This is a genomic window from Aquimarina sp. AU119 (assembly GCF_900312735.1).
GTDB lineage: Bacteria > Bacteroidota > Bacteroidia > Flavobacteriales > Flavobacteriaceae > Aquimarina > Aquimarina algiphila.
In genome coordinates, this window is record NZ_OMPF01000001.1 from 385,016 (window position 1) to 408,260 (window position 23,245).

At 34.6% G+C, this 23,245-nt stretch carries 18 protein-coding genes and 1 tRNA gene; 5 read left to right on the top strand and 14 right to left on the bottom strand.

The window, feature by feature from the left end; translation table 11 throughout:
* Position 1: 1 nt before the first annotated feature.
* Positions 2 to 1,003 carry a sugar phosphate isomerase/epimerase gene (locus DK442_RS01595; protein ID WP_109434092.1) on the bottom strand — a complete coding sequence of 334 codons (1,002 nt, stop codon included), beginning with the start codon at positions 1,001 to 1,003 and terminating at the stop codon, positions 2 to 4.
* A gap of 603 nt (positions 1,004 to 1,606) precedes the next feature.
* Positions 1,607 to 1,679: transfer RNA gene (locus DK442_RS01600), tRNA-Met, on the bottom strand.
* A 393-nt stretch (positions 1,680 to 2,072) separates the two neighbouring features.
* On the opposite strand from DK442_RS01600, the gene leuC reads away from it, so the two are divergent.
* The 4 genes from leuC to leuB all read left to right on the top strand — a co-directional run bounded on the left by leuC (position 2,073) and on the right by leuB (position 6,905).
* A complete protein-coding gene (leuC, locus tag DK442_RS01605) occupies positions 2,073 to 3,470 on the top strand; it encodes a 3-isopropylmalate dehydratase large subunit (RefSeq protein ID WP_109434093.1) in 1,398 nt (465 codons plus the stop codon).
* A 21-nt stretch (positions 3,471 to 3,491) separates the two neighbouring features.
* Positions 3,492 to 4,088 (top strand): 3-isopropylmalate dehydratase small subunit, encoded by a 597-nt coding sequence (gene leuD, locus DK442_RS01610; protein ID WP_109434094.1) that lies wholly within the window; start codon positions 3,492 to 3,494, stop codon positions 4,086 to 4,088.
* Between the two features lie 219 nt (positions 4,089 to 4,307).
* Positions 4,308 to 5,831, top strand: coding sequence for an alpha-isopropylmalate synthase regulatory domain-containing protein (locus tag DK442_RS01615; RefSeq protein WP_109434095.1), 1,524 nt, complete (start codon positions 4,308 to 4,310; stop codon positions 5,829 to 5,831).
* 15 nt (positions 5,832 to 5,846) lie between these two features.
* Positions 5,847 to 6,905: a 3-isopropylmalate dehydrogenase gene (gene leuB / locus DK442_RS01620; RefSeq protein ID WP_109434096.1), complete on the top strand. Its 1,059-nt coding sequence runs from the start codon at positions 5,847 to 5,849 to the stop codon at positions 6,903 to 6,905.
* Between the two features lie 156 nt (positions 6,906 to 7,061).
* On the opposite strand, the gene DK442_RS01625 is transcribed toward leuB, so the two are convergent.
* From DK442_RS01625 to DK442_RS01650, 6 genes are all read right to left on the bottom strand, one after another.
* Positions 7,062 to 7,244: a CPXCG motif-containing cysteine-rich protein gene (locus DK442_RS01625; RefSeq protein ID WP_109434097.1), complete on the bottom strand. Its 183-nt coding sequence runs from the start codon at positions 7,242 to 7,244 to the stop codon at positions 7,062 to 7,064.
* Positions 7,245 to 7,321: 77 nt separating this feature from the next.
* The gene (locus DK442_RS01630) at positions 7,322 to 8,656 is read right to left on the bottom strand and encodes a TolC family protein (RefSeq protein WP_109434457.1); all 1,335 of its coding nucleotides are present in this window, start codon (positions 8,654 to 8,656) and stop codon (positions 7,322 to 7,324) included.
* A gap of 10 nt (positions 8,657 to 8,666) precedes the next feature.
* Positions 8,667 to 11,894, bottom strand: coding sequence for an efflux RND transporter permease subunit (locus DK442_RS01635; protein WP_109434098.1), 3,228 nt, complete (start codon positions 11,892 to 11,894; stop codon positions 8,667 to 8,669).
* Between the two features lie 2 nt (positions 11,895 to 11,896).
* The gene (locus tag DK442_RS01640; RefSeq protein ID WP_109434099.1) at positions 11,897 to 13,057 is read right to left on the bottom strand and encodes an efflux RND transporter periplasmic adaptor subunit; all 1,161 of its coding nucleotides are present in this window, start codon (positions 13,055 to 13,057) and stop codon (positions 11,897 to 11,899) included.
* A 164-nt stretch (positions 13,058 to 13,221) separates the two neighbouring features.
* The gene (locus DK442_RS01645) at positions 13,222 to 13,680 is read right to left on the bottom strand and encodes a MarR family winged helix-turn-helix transcriptional regulator (protein WP_109434100.1); all 459 of its coding nucleotides are present in this window, start codon (positions 13,678 to 13,680) and stop codon (positions 13,222 to 13,224) included.
* 222 nt (positions 13,681 to 13,902) lie between these two features.
* Positions 13,903 to 15,825 carry an ABC-F family ATP-binding cassette domain-containing protein gene (locus DK442_RS01650; protein WP_109434101.1) on the bottom strand — a complete coding sequence of 641 codons (1,923 nt, stop codon included), beginning with the start codon at positions 15,823 to 15,825 and terminating at the stop codon, positions 13,903 to 13,905.
* A gap of 57 nt (positions 15,826 to 15,882) precedes the next feature.
* On the opposite strand from DK442_RS01650, the gene DK442_RS01655 reads away from it, so the two are divergent.
* Positions 15,883 to 16,269, top strand: a complete 387-nt coding sequence (locus DK442_RS01655; protein WP_109434102.1) for a DUF983 domain-containing protein — start codon at positions 15,883 to 15,885, stop codon at positions 16,267 to 16,269.
* On the opposite strand, the gene DK442_RS01660 is transcribed toward DK442_RS01655, so the two are convergent.
* The 6 genes from DK442_RS01660 to DK442_RS01685 form a co-directional block, all read right to left on the bottom strand.
* Positions 16,261 to 17,307 carry an FAD-binding oxidoreductase gene (locus DK442_RS01660; RefSeq protein ID WP_109434103.1) on the bottom strand — a complete coding sequence of 349 codons (1,047 nt, stop codon included), beginning with the start codon at positions 17,305 to 17,307 and terminating at the stop codon, positions 16,261 to 16,263. The genes DK442_RS01655 and DK442_RS01660 overlap by 9 nt on opposite strands.
* A gap of 70 nt (positions 17,308 to 17,377) precedes the next feature.
* The gene (gene gldN, locus DK442_RS01665; protein WP_109434104.1) at positions 17,378 to 18,268 is read right to left on the bottom strand and encodes a gliding motility protein GldN; all 891 of its coding nucleotides are present in this window, start codon (positions 18,266 to 18,268) and stop codon (positions 17,378 to 17,380) included.
* 18 nt (positions 18,269 to 18,286) lie between these two features.
* Positions 18,287 to 19,834: a gliding motility protein GldM gene (gene gldM, locus DK442_RS01670; protein WP_109434105.1), complete on the bottom strand. Its 1,548-nt coding sequence runs from the start codon at positions 19,832 to 19,834 to the stop codon at positions 18,287 to 18,289.
* A 51-nt stretch (positions 19,835 to 19,885) separates the two neighbouring features.
* The gene (gldL, locus tag DK442_RS01675; protein WP_109434106.1) at positions 19,886 to 20,512 is read right to left on the bottom strand and encodes a gliding motility protein GldL; all 627 of its coding nucleotides are present in this window, start codon (positions 20,510 to 20,512) and stop codon (positions 19,886 to 19,888) included.
* Positions 20,513 to 20,591: 79 nt separating this feature from the next.
* Positions 20,592 to 21,965, bottom strand: a complete 1,374-nt coding sequence (gldK, locus tag DK442_RS01680; RefSeq protein WP_109434107.1) for a gliding motility lipoprotein GldK — start codon at positions 21,963 to 21,965, stop codon at positions 20,592 to 20,594.
* Positions 21,966 to 22,075: 110 nt separating this feature from the next.
* A complete protein-coding gene (locus DK442_RS01685; protein WP_109434108.1) occupies positions 22,076 to 23,239 on the bottom strand; it encodes a formimidoylglutamase in 1,164 nt (387 codons plus the stop codon).
* Between the last annotated feature and the right edge of the window lie 6 nt (positions 23,240 to 23,245).

The window sequence follows — 23,245 nt, forward strand, 5'->3', positions numbered from 1 at the left end:
ATTATTTGCTTAGTCCCTTTTTAATGAATTCTATATCTTTTTTCATTTGCTTAAGAATTTTTTCTTTCGGTATCGTAGGTATTTTTCCGTGCTCTGCTCCTCCCAAATCATATTCATAATGAATTGAAATGGGTACGTTAATTTTATATTTTTTCAAGACTTCAAAATAGGCATCAAAATTTATCATCCCTTCTCCAAGTGACGTATATTGTTTTTTCCAGATTCCATTATTTTCTATCCATTTAAAATCTTTAATCACCAAAGAGTTGATATGTGGTTGAATGAGTTGAAAATCTAACTCCCAACTTTTAGCACCTTCTAAACTGGCATGCATAATATCGTATTGACATCCTAAAAATTTAGGATTCATATCTTTTAAAGCAGTTTTTAAATCCCAAATAGGAGCCCCAAAATATAAACCAGAATGATTTTGATACGCACCGGTGATCCCTATATCTTGGTTTAATTGAGCTAACCCTTTTAGCTGAATTGCATAAGCTTCTATATCCCTCTCTATCGCAATATCTTTGGGATATTTGAACCATCCGGTTCGGTAATGTGAATAACCAAGCTTTGCTGCTACTTTTAAAAGTTGAATATTTACAGGGTCCTCTGCGTTTTTTACACTAGAGGAAATCAATTTGGTTTTTAAACCATACGATTGCATAATTTCTGTAACCTTTGGTAGATCTCTAGTCACATTTTCTGGTAGAACATGCCCTTTGGGTCTTACTGTAAGATCTAAGCCATCTGCTCCAATCTCTTTTGCCGCCACACTCATTTCTTTGTAGTCTAAAAATTGTAGGGCTTTAGAAAAAATGTATAATTCAGGCGTATGCGACTCTGGTTCAAAATTAACCAGTTTTTGTCCTATTACACTTGTAAAAGAAAGACCTCCGATGGTTGCCAATGAACCTTTTTTTATAAAATCTCTTCTACAATGATTATTTCTATCCATCATTATTTTCTTAAATTGGTTAACCAATTTAAGAAAATGTATCATCTTACCCTTTTTTTTGGCTTAAAATTATCATTTTGGTTTCCAGAAATAAATTCCTGTATCCCTAAACCAGCTATTGCCCAATTTAGGAGCGCTTACACTTTCAATGAAACTCCTGATTCGTGTTGTTTTAAAACTTTGACGATTTGTACTTAGCTGAATCTACTTTTTTTCATATTCTAAATTTGCAGTTATTATCTTTATTGTAACTGTAGCTGACTTTAGGAATACTTGCACCCATCGTGCAAACTATCTAATGGTCACAAATGTTATAATATTCTATCAAAAATTTAAAAACCAATACAATTCATTATTAAAAAGTGAATAAAAATACAGCACTGTTATTAGACTTACTACCACAAAAAAGTGTAATTTCACATGAAAACCATGATCCGCTGTTAAAATTAATAGTTCCGTGGTAGCAAAAATAACCTATCCAACATGAATAGGTTACCTGTTGTATCGGGAACAGGACTCCCTTCGACTCGTACCTCGTTTATCCTGAGCTTAGTCGAAGGGTTCAAGATAAACTTCTCGTCCTGTCAAGTCTTATTAAAATATTAGCAATAAAAAAAGCTTCAGAAATTTCCTGAAGCTTTTACTTAGTAGCGGGAACAGGACTCGAACCTGTGACCTTCGGGTTATGAGCCCGACGAGCTGCCTACTGCTCTATCCCGCGATATATGATTAGCAACCTACTTGTCTTTTAAACTTCAGATCATAACTCTGACAAGTTCCTTATCATTCCTTACGGACGGCAAATATACAACCTTTTTTAGTTTCACAAAGCATAATTAATAAAAACTAATCATATTTATTTACATCATTTTCTTATGCATTGACTTTTAACCAGATAACTTAGCACCTAATATTTTAAATTATAAAAACAGGCTTATTTTTTGTCAAATCATTTATAATTTACGCTATTATTGAAATATATTCAAAACTGATCTAAACTTTACGCTTTTATTAGCACGTATCTCAGGTATCTTGTAAATTTGTCTGCTTTTTAACATTTTAATAATAAGATGCGAAATGCATCATATCAATTATAGTAGTAAAGATCATAAAAATGAGTAAGACATTATTTGACAAAGTGTGGGATTCGCACGTAGTACGTAAAATAGAAAATGGACCAGATGTATTTTTTATTGATCGCCATTTCATTCATGAAGTAACCAGTCCGGTGGCTTTCTTAGGATTAAAAAATAGAAAAAATAAAGTATTATATCCAGAACGTACTTTTGCAACGGCAGATCATAATACTCCAACAATAAACCAACACCTCCCTGTAGATGATCCATTATCTGCTAATCAGTTAAAAGCATTAGAAGAAAATGCTGCAGAATGGGGTATCTCTCATTGGGGATTGGGACATCAAAAAAATGGTATTGTGCATGTTGTCGGACCAGAGAACGGAATTACACTCCCGGGGGCTACAATAGTATGTGGAGATTCTCATACCTCTACTCACGGAGCTTTTGGTGCCATTGCATTTGGTATTGGTACATCAGAAGTAGAAATGGTACTATCCTCACAATGTATCATGCAGCCTAAGCCAAAAAAGATGCGTATTAATGTTAACGGAGAACTTGGTTTTGGAGTTACACCAAAAGATGTAGCATTATATATCATCTCGCAACTCACTACCTCTGGAGCTACAGGGTATTTTGTAGAATATGCCGGAGACGTATTTAGCAATATGACGATGGAAGGTCGTATGACAGTTTGTAACCTAAGTATAGAAATGGGTGCCCGAGGAGGAATGATCGCTCCAGACGAAAAAACATATGAATACATACAAGGAAGACCTCTTACACCAAAAGGTGATGCCTGGGATAAAGCCATGACCTATTGGAAAACATTGACAACAGATGAAGATGCTGTTTTTGATAAAGAACTTAGCTTTAATGGTGCCGATATCGAACCTATGATTACTTATGGAACTAATCCGGGAATGGGAATCGGGATTACCAATCACATCCCTACTGCAGAAACCATAGAAGGAGGTGTCGCTACCTACAAAAAATCTTTAGGATATATGGATTTTAATGAAGGAGACGCTATGATTGGTAAAAAAGTAGATTATGTATTCTTAGGAAGTTGCACCAATGGACGAATCGAAGATTTTAGAGCGTTTGCTTCTATCGTAAAAGGAAAAAAGAAAGCAGATAATATTACCGCCTGGTTAGTTCCTGGATCACACGAAGTAGAAGGACTAATCAAGGAAGAAGGGATACTAGACGTTATTACAGAAGCTGGATTTACCTTAAGAGAACCCGGATGTTCTGCATGTTTAGCAATGAATGCAGATAAAATTCCTACCGGGAAATTAGCAGTGAGTACTTCGAATAGAAATTTTGAAGGAAGACAAGGACCTGGGTCAAGAACCTTACTTGCAAGTCCTCTGGTTGCTGCAGCAACTGCTGTTACCGGAGTAGTAACTGATCCCAGAACGCTTTTAGTGTAATTATTTAAAAAAAAAGAAAAAATGGCATACGATAAATTCGAAATACTAACCTCTACCGCAGTACCATTACCTATAGAAAATGTAGATACAGATCAGATTATTCCTGCACGTTTCCTTAAAGCAACAGAACGTAAAGGATTTGGTGATAACCTTTTTAGAGATTGGAGATATAATAATGATGATACTCCCAAAGAAGATTTTGTACTTAACGATACAACCTACAAAGGCAAAATCCTTGTTGGAGGCAAAAACTTTGGATCTGGGTCCTCTCGTGAACACGCTGCCTGGGCGGTATATGACTACGGATTCAGATGTGTAGTTTCTAGTTTTTTTGCAGACATTTTCAGAGGTAATTGTTTAAATATTGGAGTTTTACCCGTTCAGGTAAGTCCTGAGTTTTTAGAAAAAATATTTAAGGCTGTAGCAACCAATCCTGATACTGAAATTGAAATAAATTTACCAGAACAAACTATTACGATTAAAGCTTCTGGAGCGTCAGAATCTTTTGATATCAATACATACAAAAAGGAAAATATGCTTAACGGATATGATGATATTGATTATCTAACTAAAATGACATCAGAAATTCAGGAATTTGCAGCAGAGCGCCCTTTTTAAATATAATTTGGGTGTTCGAGCGTGCTATTCGCTATAATCTTTTATGACTTCCTTCGGACAACACTTCGACAAGCTCAGTGTGACAGCTTAGGATAACAAAAAAAGATAAAAGCTTGTTTTGAGCGAAGTCGAAAAGACTACTATCCCTAACGCAAAAAAAAATTCCAAAAAAAGACCTCACAGGTTTCGAAAATACCTGAGATCTAAGAAATAGAAGAAATGAGCAAACGAACCATAGAAATCATGGATACTACACTTCGGGATGGTGAACAAACTTCCGGAATATCCTTTTCTGCTTCAGAAAAACTAACCATTGCACGCCTTCTTATCGAAGAATTAGAGGTGGATCGAATAGAAGTAGCATCTGCAAGAGTATCAGAAGGAGAGTTTGAAGCGGTAAAAAATATTATTAATTGGGCTAAAGAAAATGAATACCTTAATCGAGTAGAAATATTAACATTTGTTGATGCAGGAAAGTCGATACAATGGATGAAAGATACTGGTGCCAAAGTTCAGAATCTACTCACCAAAGGATCTTTAAATCATCTCAAATATCAACTTAAGAAAACTCCAGAGCAACATTTTAATGATGTAAAAGAAACTTTCGCGCTAGCGCAAAAAGAAGGGATTATCAATAATATCTACCTGGAAGATTGGAGTAACGGAATGCGTAATTCTCCAGAATATGTATATCAATTTCTTGATTTTCTTTGTACGCAGCCTGTAAAACGGGTTTTATTGCCGGATACTTTAGGTGTTCTAATTCCTTCTGAAACGTACACCTATTTAGCACAACTTAGAAGCAAATATCCCAATCTACACTTCGATTTTCATGCGCACAATGACTACGATCTTGGAGTCGCTAATGCTATCGAAGGACTTAAAGCTGGTGTAAATGGATTACATTTAACCATGAACGGAATGGGAGAACGTGCAGGAAATGCCCCGTTAGCTAGTGTAATAGCTGTGATTAATGACCATCTCCCCGATGTGACCACTCGTGTAAAAGAAGTTGCTTTATACAAAGTAAGTAAACTTGTTGAAACATTTTCTGGATTTAAAATCCCTGCAAATAAACCTATAGTAGGAGATAATGTATTTACTCAAACTGCAGGTATTCATGCCGATGGAGATAATAAACACAATCTCTATTTTAATGATCTTATGCCAGAACGTTTTGGTAGAAAACGCAAATATGCTTTAGGAAAAACTTCAGGAAAAGCAAACATAGAGAAAAACCTTCAGGAACTAGGGTTAAAACTAAGTCCAGAAGACATTAAAAAGGTTACCCAAAAGATTATTAAACTAGGAGATAAAAAAGAAGTGGTTACCCAGGATGATCTTCCATATATCATTTCTGATGTATTAGACAGTAAATTATATACAAATAAAGTAAAGATTAAATCTTACGTGTTAAATCATGCCAAAGGATTAAGCCCTTCTGCTACTGTAGCGATAAAAATAGAAGATGAGGTTATAGAAGAACATGCCCAGGGAGATGGTCAATACGATGCTTTTATAAATGCCCTGGGAAAAGTTTATAAACAAAAGAACAAAGTATTACCTAAGCTTATAGATTATGCAGTCAGGATTCCTCCGGGAAGTAATTCTGATGCACTTTGCGAAACTGTCATTACCTGGAAAACTGAAGTAAAAGAATTTGTTACCAGAGGACTAGATTCTGATCAAACGGTTTCTGCTATCAAAGCCACAGAAAAAATGCTGAATATCATAGAACAATAATTTTTAGAATAAAAAATGGAATTAAACGTAGCACTGTTACCGGGAGATGGTATCGGACCCGAAGTAATCGATCAAGCTGTAAAAGTTTGTGATGCGATTGCAAAAAAATATAATCATAATATAAAATGGACCACTGCTCTTACTGGTGCAGCCGCCATAGATGCTGTAGGAGAACCCTATCCCGATGAAACTCACGAAATCTGTGTGAATGCCGATGCTGTATTATTTGGAGCCATTGGTCACCCCAGATTTGACAACGACCCATCTGCAAAAGTACGTCCGGAGCAAGGGTTACTTAAGATGCGTCAAAAATTAGGGCTGTTCGCCAATGTACGTCCTACATTTACGTTCCCATCATTAATTGATAAATCACCATTAAAACAAGAACGAATAGAAGGAACAGATCTGATATTTCTTCGTGAACTAACCAGTGGTATCTATTTTGGGAAACGAGGTAGAGAAGATGATGGTAACACAGCTTATGACACTTGTACTTATACAAGAGCAGAAGTACAACGTCTAGCCAAAAAAGGGTTTGAAATGGCAATGACACGTAGTAAAAAATTATGCTGCGTTGATAAAGCTAATGTTCTGGAGTCCTCCAGGCTTTGGAGAGAAACCGTACAAGCTATGGAGAAAGATTATCCAGAAGTCGAAGTAAGTTATGAATTTGTTGATGCAGTAGCCATGCGTTTGGTACAATGGCCTAATTCATATGATGTATTGATTACCGAAAACTTATTTGGTGATATCTTAACAGATGAAGCTTCTGTTATCTCTGGTTCAATGGGACTTATGCCTTCTGCATCTCTGGGAGAAAAAACAGCTTTATTCGAACCTATACACGGATCGTATCCTCAAGCAGCTGGAAAAAACATTGCCAACCCTTTAGCAACTGTACTTTCTGCAGCAATGATGTTTGAAACAGCGTTCGGGTTAAATGATGAAGCTAAAGCAATTAGAGTGGTAGTTGACAAATCTCTTAATGAAGGAATCGTAACCGAAGATCTTTCTGGAGACAACAAAGCTTATAAAACTACAGAAGTAGGAGATTGGCTGGTAGAGAATATTTAAATTCAGTTATTGATCAAACAACAAATCCAAAGAAAGTTTTCTTTGGATTTGTTGTTTGATATAACATCTCAGGAATTGATCGGGAATCTAACATATACAATGATGTTTACACATAGATTCCAGCCTACACAAGAATGACAAAAAACACTTATATTACTATTGCTCAATATTTAACACTTCAAAAGCTATTAATTCCTGATCTTCGAACCTGGGATGAAGTTCTATGGGATTACAACACACCTCACAATCTTCAACATATACCTGATATGGTATTGAAGGATCTAATAACATTGATATTTCTTCCCAACAATATGGACATTGAAAAAAATGTTCGAACATGATTCCCTTTTTTTATCGCGTTCCTATTGACAAAACACTTCGACAAGCTCGGTGTGACAATCTAGTCGAAGAGAAACTTAAAATTCTTCGTTAAGCAATTGTCCTGTTAATTGTAATAATTGTAACTCAGCAATCTTAGCATCATATTTCGCAGAATTCTTATTGGTTTCTGCAAGAATTAAATTGATCTGCGCTTGCCTGAATTCTATTGAAGTTACCTGCCCCAACTTAAAACGCTCTTTAGTACGTTCAAAGTTGTTTTGATTGGTCAATACATTTTGTTGCTGTATTTTATATACATTCAATCGGTTTTCATAATTCCCAAGAGCATTGGCAATATCTCGCTTAACCTCCTTCTGCACTTGACTTCTTATGATTTCCTGGTTATCTAATGCTATTTTTGCATTTTTTACTCTGGTAATCGTACTACCTCCATCAAAAAGATTCCAGGTAAGACTCACTCCGGCAGCTAGCGTATAGGTATCAGCAACATTACCAGGAAAGAATGCCGACGGTGGATTTCTATTTTCATTCCATCCATACGAACCGGTTAACCCTATTGTTGGCAAATATCCTGACTTACTTACCTTAATATCATAATCAGATATCTTGATATTACTTTCATTTTGTAATAGGGTCACATTATTTTCTGTAGATTTCTCCAAATACTCATCTAATTTGAGTTTAGGGATAAACTGTATAATGGTATCTACTTCAAAATTACGCTCTAATTCATTGTCCAGAATTACATTCAAATCTCTTTTGGTATTGACCAATTGTTGTCTGGTATTCAATAAATTAATACTATCATTAGCTACATCTACCTCTGCATTAAGCACATTGAGTTTTGTATTCTGACCATACTCAAATTGATAATTGGATCGTGAAACACGCTCACGAGAAATTCGAAGCGTTTCTTCTAAAATTCCTTCGTTTTCAGATAATCGGGCGACCTCATAATACACTGTAAATAACTGTAGAATCGTATTCTCGATTGTTTCTCTTGCCTGTAATTCTGTGAGATTATACTCTTCTTTTAACCGTTTATAATTATAAAATCTACCCAAACCATCAAACAAAGTATAATCCAGATCGATTCCTGCATTATATCGTTGGGTTTCTGCATCTTCAATCTCAATATCAGCACGAGGTTCTCCTGTATTGGGATTTAATGCCCCTCCAAAAGACGTTGTACTATTTGCTGATTGATAGTTTGCCCCAGCACTGGTAGACAATCTGGGTAAATATCCCGAGTTAAGAATCCCTTTATTATTTTTGGCCACTTCTATCGAATTGGTGGCTATTAATATTCCAAAATTGTTTTCTAAGGTAAGTCGTATCGCTTCTTGCTTGGTTAATTGCTGAGCTATCACATTACCAGAAATCAAAAATAGCAGACAAAATAATCTCATAATATGGGTATTATACTTGCAATTCATGATGTTCTTCATCCTCTTCTTTTTGTTCTTTAATGGCTCTTTCTACTTCTTCTTTGGTGATCTTATTTCCTGTAGCTAACCATTTTGAGCTTACTTTTACACTATTACTAAATGATAAAAACAACGGCAATACCAACAATGTCAACACAGTGGCAAAACCAATACCATATGCAATAGAAATGGCCATAGGAATCAGAAATTTTGCTTGACGACTTTCTTCAAAAATCAATGGTGCTAATCCGGCTATAGTAGTCAATGATGTTAGGAAAATAGCTCTAAAACGTGATCTACCAGCCTCATAAATAGCTTCATCAAAAGATAATCCCTCCCGAAGGTTACTATTAAACTTACCGATAAGTACCAAGCCATCATTAACCATAATACCTATAAGTGCAATAATTCCTAGCAGAGACAATAGATTTATTGAAAAACCATGCGCCCAATGTCCTAGAGCTACTGCAGGTAAACTTAGTGGGATTAGCAGTAATAACAATAACGGCTGACTATAACTCCTAAAAGTAAATGCTATTGTAATATAAATCAAAGCCAAGACGGTTAATCCTACAGGACCAAGTGATCCTAAGAATTTACCTGCTTCACGATTCTGCCCTTCATAAGAAGGGGTTACCGTAGGGTACTTAGACAGAATTTCTGGCATTGTGACCGTTCGAATTTCTGCTAGTATATCAGTAGAGCTTGTCGTTTCAGGGTTTTTAATATCTGCAGAAATTTGTATTTCTCTACGTCCATCCAAATGATTAACCGCAACATCTCCTCGTTCAATACTATAATTAGCGATCTCTGATAATGGTATTTTTTCTCCTGAGATTGCACTAATACGCATATCTTCTAAATCCGAAATAGAGGAACGATTATCTCGATCATAACGTACCCAAACCCGTATCTCATCTTGACCACGTTGAAATCGTTGTGCTTGCACTCCAAAAAAACCAGCTCGTACTTGGCGCATCACATCGTTTAAATTCAACCCTAATAGGTATGCATTCTCTTTTAATTCTATTCGAATCTCTTTAATTCCTGCGGGATCATTATCGGTTACATCCTTTAATAAAGAATTAGCAACTAAGACTTCTTTCAGCTCTTTTTTCGCAGCTTTTAGCTCTGCAATATTGTTTCCTAATAAAGATACAGAAACTGGTCTTCCTCCAAAATTACCACCACTACCATACACCAAGCTTTCTACTCCTGTAACCTCTCCCATTTTTTGCCTGATCAGGTTAGTTACCATAGATGATGATATCTCAGAAGGACGTTCTTCTCCTGGTAATAAATTAATCACTAATGCAGCGGCAGAAGATCCAGGACCTCTGTTACTAATAATATTTTTAAATAGTTCTTTCCCCTCATATATAGGGTCATTTAAATGCTTTTTGGTTAATTCCTCATTGACTTCTACAGCTTTGACTTCAATTAAAGAAATTATACTATCTGTGGTTTTTTGGTTAGTCCCATTAGGCATATTAAGTGTTACTCTTACCTGATCACTGGCCACTTGAGGAAAAATAGATGTTCGAACAATCCCTCCTCCTATACTACCAATTGCTAATACCAGAAAAACCACAAATACCGAAAACATAAAAAACTTGTTTTGGAGTGTAAAACGTAATAAAGGGCTATACAAATGATCACGTAACCATCCCATAATACTATCTCCAAACGTATTGATATACCGCAGCTTTGCAAATAATTGACCAATGCTTGTTTTTGGCTTAGCGTCTTGTTTCTTAAGGGCTTTGGAGTGTGCTAAATGAGCTGGAAGAATAATCAATGCTTCTACTAAAGAAACTGTGAGTGTAAGAATTACCACCACAGAAACTTCTCCAAAAAACTCTCCTATTCGACCATCCAAAAACAGAAAAATACTAAAGGCCAATATGGTTGTAATAATTGCAGAGATAATTGGAGGAATTACTTCCATTGTACCATCTATTGCGGCTTGAACAGGGCTTTTTCCTTTTTCGTAATGTTGGTATATATTCTCAGCAATAACAATTCCATCATCTACCAAAATTCCAATAACAATAATCATCCCGAATAAAGAAAGTACATTGATTGTGACATCAAATTGTCCTGCGAAAATGAACATTCCCATAAAAGCTACAGGAAGTCCAAATGCTACCCAAAATGCCAATCTTGTATTTAGAAACAAGGATAAAAAAGTGAGCACCAATAGCATTCCTATGATCGCGTTTTCTGTAAGAAGTTTTGTACGTTGAACTAAGGTAATAGACCGATCACTAATAACATTTAATTGAACGTTATTATACTTCTGATTGAAATCTTCTATATATGCTTTTACCTTTTCCGCTGAAGAAATCAAATCTTCGGTATTCGTACTTGTAATCTGCACATCTACCGCCAAATCTCCATTAAAATATGTGGCATTTGGTGTTTCTGAAAAACGATCACGTATTACTGCTACGTCTTTTAATCGTATTGCCCGACCTGTAGCGTCAGCACGAACAATCAAATTAGAAAGTTCGTTACCATAATACGAGCGGTTATTTGCTCTTATGAGGTATTCCTCGGCATCTGTTTTGATGGTTCCTCCTGTTGTTAAAATATTAGCTCGACTTACTGCTTGCGCAACTTCGGTGAAGCTAAGATTATATGCCAGTAAGTTTTTTTCGTTTATAGCTATTTCAATTTCTTCTGCCGGATATCCTGAAATATTAATCTGAGAGATACCATCTATCCCTCGAAGATCATTTTCAATTTGTCTTGCAATTTGTTTTAAAGTTGAAAGAGGTATCTCTGTGCCACTTACCGAAAAGTTAATAGTAGGACGAATTGCTTCTTGCTTTGCCACTACCAAAGGCTCCATGCCCACCGGAAAAGAAGGAACACGATCTACCGCATTCTTTACTTCTAATAACATAAAGTCGATATCTTTTCCTTTTTCAATTTCAACATTTATGGTTCCACTATTTTCTCTAGAGACCGATGTTACACGATCTACACCTTCTAATCCTTTTAAATTATCTTCTATTTTAAGTACAATTCCTTCTTCTACCTCTTGAGGAGATGCTCCTGGATAAGTAATATTAACAGATATATTTTTAGAATCACTTAAAGGGAAAAATGAAGATTTTAATGAAAGTGCTCCCACAATACCAAAGGCAAAAAATGCAATCACGACAACATTTACAGCAACGTGGTACTTAATAAAATAAGCAATAATTTTACGCATAACTATTGTTTTTTAGTTGTACTCACAGCAGTATCAATAAGAACATTTTTCTTCTTTTCCTGATAGATCTTGATCAGCATTCCGGCATATGCTCCCGGAACGCTTTTGGATAGTATGATGGTTTCTTCGGGAATTCCTTTGAGCACCACTTTTTTATCAGAGAAATACACAGGATTTACATCTATAATATCAAGAATACTATCTCTAACAACAAATAGCTTATCACCTTCCTGAAGTAATCCTCGATCAATCTCTATAGCATTTTCTTCTTTTTTTGCATCAAGATTAGCCTCTAGATACATCCCTTCTCTAAGCGATGGATCAGCAACCTCTATAAATGTAGTGATGGTTTGAGTAGCTTGATTAACGCTTCCATTAATTCTGGCTACTTTCCCTGTAAATGTTTTTGTTTTATTAAGATTAGAAAGTTCTACAGATTCTCCCACTTGAAGTAAATCTCCATATTCTTTCCCAATAGCGACTTGCATTTCGTATGTACTCGTATCGATATACTCTCCTAATTTTTGTCCTTGTCTGATTAAAGTTCCCTCAGTAACCAAAGCCTCTGTTAGTACTCCTTCAAACGGGGCAGAAATAGTATATTTAGCCAGGCGTTGTTCTTGATTTTTTACATTATAATAGGTGGTAAATATATTTCTACCTGTTATAAAGTATTTTTCTTTATCTGAAGTGATTTCCGGTAGTTTTGGTGTCGCTTTACTCATATCAAAAGTATTAAGATACTCTTGCCATTTATCATAAATCTCTGGATAATCTAATCGTAAATCAGGCATTATTGAAGTAACCAGATTATACAAATTACTTTTCGCCGATTGTACACTTGCATAATACTCTGATGCATCAATTCTTATTAATGCTTGTCCACGTTTGTATTGCTGACCTGTTTTAAAAAGCTGACTTCCTCCTCTAAAAATCCCCTGAACCTCGGAGTATAACTCCAACCTTCTTTTTGCTGTTAAATTACCATTGGCAGCAATTTGAATGGGGATAGTGGTATTTTTTACAGTGTCTACAAAAACAGTCTTAATTACTTTTGCAGGTTTAGGTTTGGGTCTTCTTTTATTATCAACAATCTTTTTGGCGGCAAATACTGCAACCACAATTAATAATAATCCAAGAATAGAAAGTATAATTTTTCTCATAGCATAATTGTATCTGCACTTAGTGCAAAATCGCATACAAAACTATCAACCATAGCAGTGCGATGCAGTTAAAAAACTCATAAAAGTTAAATCCCTGCGGTTTACCACAAAAAAAGCACCCATTAATACGGGTGCTTTTTATAATAAAATATGATACTTACTCTCTATTCTTCAGCGATTTGCGCAATCTTAGATTTTACCTTTTTCAATACCGCAATCAAGGTTTCGATCTCTTCATCATCCAAGCTTTCCTGAACCGCCGGAATAAGATCATACATAATAGGCTGTACTTTTTCTATAACTTCTTTTCCGTAATCGGTTAAAAAAATACGATTAACCCTTCTGTCATTTTCATCACTTTTTCTAACAACAAGTTTTTTACTTTCCATGGTATTCACTAATCGAGTCATGGATGTTTTATCACGATGTGTAATAAATGCAAGGTCATTTTGGGGCTGTCCATCATCTACATTTAGGCGTTTTAAAACACTCCATTGTTCTTTGGATAAGTCCAATCCATTTTCTCCAAATGCTTTTTGAACTAAAAACCCAAAATCATAGTGAATCTTGCCTACCCAGGATAATGCATGAGCATTTAAATCTATGGCTTTTGTATCATTCATAAATACCGTTCTTTAAATTATCAAACGCAAAAATATCTATAAAATTCTAGTTGTACCTGCTACTCACTATAAAAATATCACAAAAGTAACATACCGTATTCTGTACTACTTTAGGAAGATACGTCTATATTGTGCGGTATTCTTAAAAAAACCATATTGAGAATATTAAAAATGTAAATTATACATTTAATTTTATGGATTCTTTAAAATTTAAGAAAAAAATCAAACTGCATTTATAGCATCAATTTCTTCTTGTAATACTTCCCAATCTTCCATCAAAGAAGATAATTTATCTTTTTTTGCCTGATAACTATCAAAAAAATCTGGCTGCGCTATAGTCTGGTCATAATTAATTGCTAATTCGACATCAATCTCCTTGATTTCTCTTTCTAATTTATTGATTTTAGATTCTACATTACTCAACTTATTATTAAGTGATTTGAGCTTTTTCTGATCCTGATAGGATTGTTTGGCCGTTTCTTTTGTATCAGAAACAGATGTAACTTGCTTATCTTTCTTTTCTATTTCTCGCAGATCATCTAGTCTTCGTTCTTCCAAATAGAAGTTTATATCCCCAAGGTATTCTTTAATTTTTTTGTTTTTAAACTCATATACGGTATTGCTTAATCCTTGTAAAAAATCTCTATCATGTGATACCAGGATCAGGGTCCCTTCAAAATTTTTCAGGGCTTCTTTTAATACATTTTTGGATTTAATATCCAGATGATTCGTGGGCTCATCCATTACCAATACATTAAAAGGTTGCAATAACATTTTACATAACGCCAATCGGTTTCGTTCACCTCCAGAAAGTACCTTTACTTTTTTATCTACTTCATCTCCTCTAAATAGGAATGAGCCTAACATATCACGTACTTTACTACGTGTTTTCTCATCTGCAGCATTTATCATGGTATCATGAACGGTTAATTCTCCATCCAAATATTCTGATTGATTCTGAGCAAAATATCCTATTTGTACGTTGTGCCCTAATTTAAACTCCCCGTCATATGTTATTTCATCAATTATAATTTTGGCTAAGGTAGATTTACCTTGTCCGTTCTGACCAACAAAAGCTATTTTTGATCCTCGCTCCACGAGCAAATCAATATCTTTAAGAATTTCTTTATTTCCATAACTTTTACCTACACCATCTGCTTCTATCACTACTTTTCCTGGTTGTACATGTATAGGAAAACTAATATTCATTACTGCATTATCATCTTCATCCACCTCTATTCTATCGATCTTATCTAATTTCTTAATCAGCGATTGTGCCATCGAAGCTTTAGAAGCTTTAGCTCGAAATTTTTCAATCAACTTTTCTGTTTGTTCGATTTGTTTTGATTGATTTTTTTGAGTAGCTAACTGTTGTTCTCTAATTTCTTTACGAAGTATCAGATATTTAGAGTATGGTTTATTATAATCATAGATTCGTCCCAAAGAAATTTCTATCGTTCTATTGGTAACATTATCAAGAAACATTTTATCGTGCGAAACAATAACCACTACCCCTCCATAATTTTTTAAAAAATTCTCCAACCAAATTATAGATTCGATATCCAGGTGATTTGTTGGCTCATCTAACAATAAGATATCATTGTTTTGTAATAAAAGCTTTGCTAATTCAATACGCATCCTCCACCCTCCAGAAAAGGTATCGGTTAGTTTGTCAAAATCTTCTCTTGCAAATCCAAGCCCTTGTAACACTCTTTCTGTCTCTCCTTGATAATTATATCCTCCCAGAACCTCATAGTGCTGTGTATGATCACTTAAATCAGTAATTAATTGATTGTATGCTTCACTTTCATAATCGGTACGTTCTGCCAATTGCGTATTGATATTATCAATATCTCTTTCAATCTTTTTAATCTCAGTAAAAGCCTCATATGCTTCTTCTAAAACTGTACGTCCCAGCACAAAATCTATATCTTGTTTTAGAAATCCTATTTTTATATCCTTATCCATTGCTATCTGACCAGAATCCGGCTCTTGTTCTTTGGATAGGATCTTAAGCATGGTAGATTTACCCGCACCATTTTTACCAATCAACCCTACTCGATCTCCTGCATTTAACCTGAAGCTTATTTCTTCAAAAAGGTACTCTCCCCCAAACGAAATCGATAAGTTATGTATGTTTAACATCAGCTTTTGAATATTTTGTGCAAAGATGATTAATTTTGTGTTAGAATAAAAACGCTTATGAACTTCTTACGCGGAACTAAAATTTATAGCATCTTTACTGGTAGGTGTCCTGTATGCCAGGAAGAAAGTATGTATAAGGAATCTAACCCTTATAAACTAAGTCAAACGCTCAAAATGCAAGATCGATGTAGTCATTGCAATACCAAATATAAAATAGAGCCTTCTTTCTTCTATGGAGCTATGTATGTAAGTTATCCAGTAGGTATAGCTTTTGCTGTTGCAGCCTTTGTTATCAGTAATCTCTTTTTAAAATTAAATTTAGTTGCTACTTTTTTTGTAATTGCGGGAACCATGATTGTCTTTTTACCTATTATCCTACGGTTATCAAGAAATATTTGGATCAATTTTTTTATGCATTACAAAAAAAAAGAACCCTTATCTTAACGCTTCAAAACGTTTAATATCAATCTCCTGATCTAAAGGAATTCTTTTTTCAATAGACGCATACAGTTCTTTAGCTACAGTTGGACCAATAAGTATACCTCGACTCCCTAATCCGTTTAAAATATGCATATTTTGATATTTTGGGTGAGTGCCAATTAATGGTTTTCTATCTCTAACAGTTGGCCTTATCCCTGCAACCTGATCAATAACTTCATATTCGACACACATAAAACGTTCTAATTTTTTTTGCAACTCTTCTCTTGCAACACTAGTTATTTCTGGTGATTTGTCCTTATTATTATACGTCGCTCCTACTTTATATACATCTTCACCTAATGGAATAATGAATATCGAAGATTTTACTGCATCTTGTAATTTTAACGCTTTGGATTTGATAACAATGTATTCTCCTTTGTTACCATATAGAGGTAAATAGTTAAAAAATGGATTGTTCTTTACACCAAAACCTTCTGCAAATACAATATTTTTTGCTTTAACCCCATCATATTCAACATGATCTTCTTTTAGAATTACTTTATCATGTTCGAAAGAAGAGTTCTCAAAATTATTATTTGTTTTAAGATACTGTATATATGAAGATAACATGACCTCTATATTAATTCTTCCGGTATGTTTTACTTTTCCGAATTGATAAGGGATCTCTAAAGCTGAATTCGTATTTCGGATTAATTCTGAAGAAAGAAATTCATTTAAAAAAGGCTTATCACTTGCTTCAAACCAGGCATTTTGTTCTTCTACAGCATTAAATCGTCGCAATACCGGAAGTTGTGAGACAAAAGACTGTTGCAATTTGGTTTCTATATGTTTATAAAAAGGCACCGCCTCTTCCATATGCTTATCCCCTTGCCAAGCAAGCGTAAAACGTTTTAGGATAACTGGATTGTAAAGCCCCCCCGCAACACGGGACGATTTCTGAGAATAGTTTTCATAAACTTTGTACGATTTACCATCAAGATCCAATTGTTCTACAAAGGACAAACCTGATAATCCAAATCCAACTACAATATAATCTAACATAGCTCAAAAATAATAAACGCCCAACTTATAGTTGGGCGTTTTTCTTATAATTTAATAAATACCGAAACTATTAATAGCTCCACATATCCATTTCAAAATTTCGAATACTCTCTTTAATTCTTTCACTTTCCAGAAGTTGCATTAAGGCATTATCTACAATATAATCATCAATAGATCTATCTCCTTGTTCGTTATCTTCCTTATAAATTACAGAATTAAATCGTCTAGCATTTAAAATATGATCTAGCGTAAATGGCATGGAAGTATTCCTCCTATTAAATGCTAATGCATTATGTAGAATTTCTCTTGCATCTGGATACCAAATCCAAAATAATGCTACCATATCAGGCTCATCATCATCGATAAAGTTAACATCTGGAGCAACAGGCGCCAATCCTAGCAATCTGTATCTTAATTCTCCTAAACGTTTATCAAAATACCAATATCCTCTTATCTTATATTCTGCTATATCTGCAGAACTGATATCTCTTCTATTGATATATTGAGGATCAACCTCTTCACCAGCATTGTATTGCTCATATCCTAAATCAGTAGTATCTATTTTAGACATTGTAGATTCTAAATCTGAAAATGTACGAGTCTCAGTAAAATATGAATCTGAATAAATATTCTTGATCTTTCCGTTCTTAATATTAGATACTAATACATCATATAGGGATCTACGATTCACACCAATGTTATTGGTATCTATAGGATAATACAAAGGAAAATTAATTCTTTCATCAAGATCAATAGTTTCCCATGTAGTCTTTGCCCAAAGTATATCACGCTTATCTACATAACCATACTCTAAAGGATGGTCATTATCATATGCGATCATTTCTTCAGTTTTCATTCCAATTTCTGCAGGCTCATTAGCATTTAATACATTGATCTGACCGTACGACATCATGGAAACCAATAGAACGGAAACGATTAATAAAAAATTTCTCAAATTCATAACTGCGTAAGTTTATTTTTAATTTGTTAACTCAACAATAACCGGAGATATCTTTTTCAATTTATATCCAGCATTCGTAGTTAATTGCGCTTTTATATCTATAATCTGCACAGAAGAACCTCTTTTAGCCTTACGTAAAGCAGATTTAGCTTTAGAATCCAATCTACCACTACGTACACTAACCGTAGGCTGACCTTCTACTTTAAATTTAAATCCAGTAACTTTTAATTTGATATCAAAATCAAAATCTGGTAAAATAGCTCCGATAGAAGAAATTTCTAATGCATTTCTAGCCATTTTGATAGAACCATCTTCTCCACGAACTGTTCCTACAGGTCTTGGAATATCTTTAATTCTAAATTTCTTACTATCACTTACAGTAGTACCATTTGCAAGTTTACCACTTACTTTAATACTTACTTCACGAGATTTTACTGTAGTAACATTCATCATATACTTACCAGCTCCACCAGCTTTTCTAAGTCCAGGTGCAGAAGCATTTACATTTGGTACTCCAGGAATAGAAATCGTCATTGGGTTATTTACCCCACGATATACTACATTCATTTTATCAGCAGAAATTACAGCTGAATTAGGTCTAGGAATTACCGTATAAGAACTCTTAATAGGAATAGGAATTATAGAATCCCCTTCTTTAAATTCAAGAACTCCTTCAATATCTCTTTCTCCAACATTACCTGCAGGGAAATCTAACATAATTTGTCCGTTCTGAACTTCTGTTTGCTCCTTACCATTTACCATTACTTTGGTTGGCTTAAGTGTAGCATCAAAACGTCCAAGAACAATTCTACCTTTAAATTTCTCTCCGCTAAAGAAAGCTGTTTTATCAGCTACTACGATAGCTTCGTAGTTACTAAAAGAAAGTTCAGAAGCTTGTTGTCCTGCTAATAAAGCAGAAAGCACTTTACTTTCAGTAGTTTTTACATCAGCTTGCATTTGTGTCAACTTAGTCAAAGAAGCTACTAAAGGAAATCCTTCAAAATTGTAATTTAACCAATTCTTGGTTACTCCACTTCTATCTTTAACATCATCTGTACTAAATGTTGTTTTAACATCATCTGCAACTTGACCATCAACTTCTTTAACCGTACTTAATGCTGTAACCACACCATCTCTGTAGGTTTTAATTTTTTCTAAAAATTCTGTAGCCGCCGCAGTAGTTTTTCCTCCTTCAAAGAATTTACTATTTAATGCATCTGGTTTATCCATAGTTTCATAATCGGTTGGATCATCAGCCGTCTCGATTATTTCAGATTTAATCTGCTCTACATATGCATTAAACTCATTAGATAAAACACTAATTTGATCTGCTTTCTCTTTTAAAGGTGTATACTTTTCTGGTTGTTCAGACACTTTATCTGCCAAACCAGCCATAAATGCTGTATTACGTTCTGTTGCTATTGTATTTGACGCTGTCAATTTCTCATTCATGAGACCGAAAGCTGACAATACTTCTTTTGACATATTTAATGCCATCATCGCGATGAAAACCAAATACATCAGGTTAATCATCTTCTGCCTTGGGGATAGTTTTCCTCCTGCCATATTCTTCTTAGATTTTGGTAGTTATTTTATAAAATATTTCTTAAAAAAATGTTAACTTCTATTCATTGCAGTTAACATACCACCATATACTCCATTAAGAGAAGCAAGGTTACCAGATAGACTTTTCATCTGCTCTTGAAGCTGACTAGCAAATTCTGCAGTTTGCGCATTTGCTTCTGCTTGTTTTGAAGCAGCATCTAACTGTACCCTGTATAAACCATTTAGTGATTCCATTGAAGCAGCAGCTTTTGCCATTTCTTCACTATATTTCTGTTGTCCAGCTATAGAATCTGCTGTTGGCTTAATACCTTTTGCAGCTCCTTCAAAATTGCGAATACTATCACCAAGACTACCTATAAGATTAGAATCAACTCTAGCTTCTTTAAGCATCTCGTCTAATTTTTTAGATAATAATCCTTCTGGAGTTTCTTTCTCTTTTTTGTCTTTTTTGTTTCCTCCAGATAATTCTGGGTATACAAGCGACCAATCTAGTTCATCATCTACAGGTTCGAATGCAGAAACAGTAAATACAAGCGCTTCTGTAACCAAACCTACGATTAACATCTCGTTACCAAATGGCCAGTGCATAATTTTAAATAGTGCACCTAATATTACAACGGCTGCTCCGAGACCGTATACCATGTTCATTAACTTCTTGCTTGCTTTTGAATTTGCCATAATAAAAATTGTTTTGTTTTTTTTAAATCTAAAGTTTTAAAAAAGGGTTAGTAATTAAGTTGATAGAAAATTTTGGGACTTATTTTTGATTCTGAGTATTATCTTCTCCAGTAACGTCAGTACCCATATAGTCCTGAACAGTTCTAAATCCGATATAACTTCTCGCAGAATCCGCATATTCGTAATCTCTGGTACTTACCTGTAGGAAATAAGCAACATCTTTCCAAGATCCACCACGCACAACTTTACGTTTGTTTTCATCATCATTGACATTTGGGTTCATTGATGCAACGTATTCATAAGCTGAAGGATCATAGGACGACTGTACCCACTCAGAAACATTACCTGCCATATTATATAAATTATAATCGTTTGGCTCAAATGTTTTGGCTTCTACAGTATATAGAAAGTTATCTGCGGCGTAATTTCCTCTAAGAGGCTTAAAGTTAGCTAAGAAACACCCTCTATCATTTAACGCATACGGGCCTCCCCATGGATACGTTGCTGATTCGAGACCACCTCTAGCTGCATATTCCCATTCTGCCTCTGTAGGCAGTCTGAAATAGTTAACGAATTCTTTACCTTTCTTTTTCTGGAAGGTATTCTTTTCGATAGTTCTCCAACGACAGAAGGCTTTAGCTTGTTCCCAAGAAACTCCTACTACCGGGTAATCATCATATGCACTATGCCAAAAATAATCATTGTGCATAGGCTCATTATATGAATAATTAAAATCTTTTATCCATACCGTAGTATCAGGATATATTTTAATTACTTCTTCTTTTACAAAATCTTTTCTTCCTCCTTTTCGAGCTCGGGCAGCAGCCTGAATATCCATCCAAGTAAATCTAAATTCAAATTTACTCACATCAAGAGTACGTCTACCATTATATGATTCTTCTAATGGTATATAAAGAGTATCCATTACTTCAGCATAAAACTCATCTGGATAATCCTCGATATCCCATTCGATATCTACATCCTTATTTAGTCTTCTACCTTCGTAACCGGTTTCTCCAGTACCACTATAATTATCATACATGTATTTTTCGTAAACAGACATGTTTTCGGTATCTGCATCTAAGAATGCATACTCTCCAATACCATCATCACCAGGAGTTTTCCCTAGTTCATCTGCCATAATAGCGAGTTTCATTCTAACTACAGAGTCACGAACCCAGTTTACAAATTGTCGATACTCGCTGTTGGTGACTTCAGTTTCATCCATATAGAAAGAACGAACCGTTACCATCCTCGTTGGCGCATTGGCCAGTGCAGCTTTATCATCATCCGACTTACCCATAATGAATGATCCTCCGGGGATGAGGGCCATGCCATAAGGCTTCTGCGGGTGCCATTTTTTTCCTTGTGCTCCTACCAGTTCTCCACGGTTCCCACCGCCACAACTATAGAGCATTGCTAAAATAGCAAAGAGTGATACAAATTTCTTCATAACGTGTTTTAGGTTAAGATCTTCTAGATTTAAGGACGTAAACCTATTTATTTATTTCCAGAAAAACAATTTTTTTCTAAAAAAAACCTTAAATCTGCCTAATAAAAATGTTAAACTTCGTTTTTTCGTTTTGCCTTATACCATCTTTCAGGTATCTCTTGATTACAAGCACGCTCATAATCACTGTATGTGCAAGGTAATAACGTATGTCTTTTCAATTTATTATTACCAGATGAAATAAAAGGTATTTCAATCCACCATCTTCCTGTCATTGGACTCTTATAAAAAGACAATATTTCATCTTCTACAGGAACATTATAATGCAATGTGCTTTTTAAATTTTTGATATTAAGCTCATTAGACCTAAAATTAACTCCTTCAACAAAATACCATATGATTTGAGCAATTAATAATGAAGATGTTTCTTCATTTTTGAAATTTTTAAATTCATAAATCCCAAAACTTTTTACTTTATCACTAATTCCTGCATATCTGGAGATAGCGCAGATTTCTCGACCATCAAAACCATTAGGAGAAACTACCGTACCATTTAGACTTGTAGAATTCATAACCCCTAAATCAATAGATACAATATCTGCATCTCGCATAATAGGTTCTACAATGGTCACATCTGAAATAACCTCTCCTAAACGATAAGCGTCAAAGTATAATTTTTCTATCAGATCTATTTCTTCTTGAGAATTAAAATAGGTTTGATACCCTATATTACTATAATTAAACAAATTATAAGGTTGCTCTACTATAATCTTACCTACAAATGATGTATTTGTTATTGACTCTGAAGAATTTCCTAGATCAAACTTACTGTCCACGTTAGCCAAATTCACCATTCGCTCTAAAATATCAAAAGATCTATATTGAGCATAAACTAAATCCTGACTTCCTCCTATTATAATAGGTATAATATTTTTTTGAAGCAATGTAGACAACACTTCCTGTACCAAATAATAGGTATCACTAACCTCATTTCCTGGTTTAATATCACCCAGGTCTACTATATTAGAATTCCAATTTCCTGGATAGAGCTCATATAGTGCTTTACGGATAGCATTAAAATTTAATTTCTCTCCCAGAAAATTAACATCATTTCTATTCTCCTGAATACCTATAATAGCGAGATCAATTTTACTTAAATCAGGAATCCCATCATTACTTGTATGAATTTTGATCTGTTTCCCTAATGATTGATCTGAAAGTAAATTTGTATGCGCGGCTACTAAATCACTAACTGGCGCAAGAAATTCGAAAGACATATATTG

Coding starts and splice junctions, on each gene's coding strand:
- DK442_RS01635 (WP_109434098.1), bottom strand. CDS start 11,894: ATGCGTAAAATTATTGCTTATTTTATTAAGTACCACGTTGCTGTAAAT.
- DK442_RS01685 (WP_109434108.1), bottom strand. CDS start 23,239: ATGTCTTTCGAATTTCTTGCGCCAGTTAGTGATTTAGTAGCCGCGCAT.
- leuD (WP_109434094.1), top strand. CDS start 3,492: ATGGCATACGATAAATTCGAAATACTAACCTCTACCGCAGTACCATTA.
- gldL (WP_109434106.1), bottom strand. CDS start 20,512: ATGGCAAATTCAAAAGCAAGCAAGAAGTTAATGAACATGGTATACGGT.
- DK442_RS01655 (WP_109434102.1), top strand. CDS start 15,883: ATGAACTTCTTACGCGGAACTAAAATTTATAGCATCTTTACTGGTAGG.
- DK442_RS01595 (WP_109434092.1), bottom strand. CDS start 1,003: ATGATACATTTTCTTAAATTGGTTAACCAATTTAAGAAAATAATGATG.
- gldM (WP_109434105.1), bottom strand. CDS start 19,834: ATGGCAGGAGGAAAACTATCCCCAAGGCAGAAGATGATTAACCTGATG.
- leuC (WP_109434093.1), top strand. CDS start 2,073: ATGAGTAAGACATTATTTGACAAAGTGTGGGATTCGCACGTAGTACGT.
- DK442_RS01650 (WP_109434101.1), bottom strand. CDS start 15,825: ATGTTAAACATACATAACTTATCGATTTCGTTTGGGGGAGAGTACCTT.
- DK442_RS01615 (WP_109434095.1), top strand. CDS start 4,308: ATGAGCAAACGAACCATAGAAATCATGGATACTACACTTCGGGATGGT.
- DK442_RS01640 (WP_109434099.1), bottom strand. CDS start 13,057: ATGAGAAAAATTATACTTTCTATTCTTGGATTATTATTAATTGTGGTT.
- leuB (WP_109434096.1), top strand. CDS start 5,847: ATGGAATTAAACGTAGCACTGTTACCGGGAGATGGTATCGGACCCGAA.
- DK442_RS01645 (WP_109434100.1), bottom strand. CDS start 13,680: ATGAATGATACAAAAGCCATAGATTTAAATGCTCATGCATTATCCTGG.
- DK442_RS01630 (WP_109434457.1), bottom strand. CDS start 8,656: ATGAGATTATTTTGTCTGCTATTTTTGATTTCTGGTAATGTGATAGCT.
- DK442_RS01625 (WP_109434097.1), bottom strand. CDS start 7,244: ATGTTCGAACATTTTTTTCAATGTCCATATTGTTGGGAAGAAATATCA.
- DK442_RS01660 (WP_109434103.1), bottom strand. CDS start 17,307: ATGTTAGATTATATTGTAGTTGGATTTGGATTATCAGGTTTGTCCTTT.
- gldK (WP_109434107.1), bottom strand. CDS start 21,965: ATGAAGAAATTTGTATCACTCTTTGCTATTTTAGCAATGCTCTATAGT.
- gldN (WP_109434104.1), bottom strand. CDS start 18,268: ATGAATTTGAGAAATTTTTTATTAATCGTTTCCGTTCTATTGGTTTCC.